This is a genomic window from Cupriavidus sp. WS (genome assembly GCF_000395345.1).
GTDB lineage: Bacteria > Pseudomonadota > Gammaproteobacteria > Burkholderiales > Burkholderiaceae > Cupriavidus > Cupriavidus basilensis_B.
Genome location: NZ_AQPL01000565.1, coordinates 1 through 1,270, shown reverse-complemented (window position 1 = coordinate 1,270; position 1,270 = coordinate 1). Strand labels below are relative to the sequence as shown.

Genomic DNA, 1,270 nt, shown 5'->3' with positions numbered 1-1,270 from the left:
CCAGGCCGGCCGCCACGGCCGCGGCCGAGCCGCCCGAGGAGCCGCCCGGCACGCGCGCCGGGTCCCACGGGTTCCTGACCGGGCCGAAGTGCGAGTTCTCGTTGGACGAGCCCATCGCGAACTCGTCCATGTTGGTCTTGCCCAGCGTGACCATGCCGGCGGCGGCGAGGCGCTCGACCACGGTGGCGTCGAACGGGCTTTCGTAATCGGCCAGCATGCGCGAGCCGGCGGTGGCGCGCCAGCCGCGCGTGACGAACACGTCCTTGTGGGCGACCGGCACGCCGGTCAGCGGGCCGGCCTCGCCGCGCGCGCGGCGCGCGTCGGCCGCGCGCGCCTGCGCCAGCGTGAGTTCGGGGTTGACGTCGACGAAGGCGTTGAGCGCGGCGGCCCGCTCGATGCGGCCCAGGTAGTCGCGCGCCAGCTCCTCGGCGGAGACGGTGCGGGCCGCCAGCGCGTCGGCGAGCTGGCGCAGGGAGGTCACTGAAGTTGCGGAAAAGGACATGTCGGTCGTATGGCTTGGCAGGGTGGCTGCCGGCGCGCGGCGCAGGGGCGGCGCGACGCAGCGGCGGGTTCGGTGGCCGGGCGGCGGGCGCCCGCCCGCTTATTCGATGACCTTGGGCACCAGGTACAGGCCGCCTTCGGTGGCCGGCGCGGGGCGCTGGTAGTCGTCGCGCCGGTCGGTCTCGGTCACGGTGTCGTCGCGCAGGCGCTGCGACATCTCGCGCACCGCCGACAGCGGGTGCGCCAGCGGCTCCATGCCGGTGGTGTCGACCGCCTGCATCTGTTCGACCAGCGAGAAGAATTGATTGAGCTGCACCAGCGTGTGCCCTGCTTCGTCATCGTTGATCTCGATGCGGGCAAGGTGGGCGATGCGCTTGACGTCGGATAGGTCGAGAGCCATGGCTAGGGTTCGGTGTCGATGCGGAAAACGGCGAAATCGGCTGCGAGATCGGGGAAGCGGGTCCGGGCGCGGAGGCGGCAGCGGGAGGCAAGGCAGGCGCCGCCTGGGCGGGCGGGGCGAGTGCTGCCGGGAGCGCCCCGGAATCGTCAAAGTTACACGTTTTTTCGAGGCAGAAGCCCCCGAAACAGGGGGAATTATAAGGTATCATTGCGCGTTGCCATTCCCTGGCAGCGCCTTCGTCACATTGGTGCGGAACCGCGTTCGCCGGCGCTTTTTCGGTAACGTCTGCGGCAAGGTCCACGGCAACGCGCGTGGCAGCGTCGGCGGCAATGCCCGCGGCGGCGCCCGCGGCACGGCCCGCCGCCCGCC

At 71.7% G+C, this 1,270-nt stretch carries 2 protein-coding genes; both read right to left on the bottom strand.

From position 1 onward, the window contains the following. The coding region (locus K206_RS40200; RefSeq protein ID WP_255359671.1) for an amidase at positions 1 to 502 on the bottom strand (502 nt) is incomplete at its 3' end. A gap of 99 nt (positions 503 to 601) precedes the next feature. Next, positions 602 to 901 carry an Asp-tRNA(Asn)/Glu-tRNA(Gln) amidotransferase subunit GatC gene (gene gatC / locus K206_RS0134610; protein WP_020206850.1) on the bottom strand — a complete coding sequence of 100 codons (300 nt, stop codon included), beginning with the start codon at positions 899 to 901 and terminating at the stop codon, positions 602 to 604. Between the last annotated feature and the right edge of the window lie 369 nt (positions 902 to 1,270).

What these genes read in the sequence shown, in the direction of transcription:
- gatC (WP_020206850.1), bottom strand. Translation starts at nt 901, where the DNA reads ATGGCTCTCGACCTATCCGACGTCAAGCGCATCGCCCACCTTGCCCGC.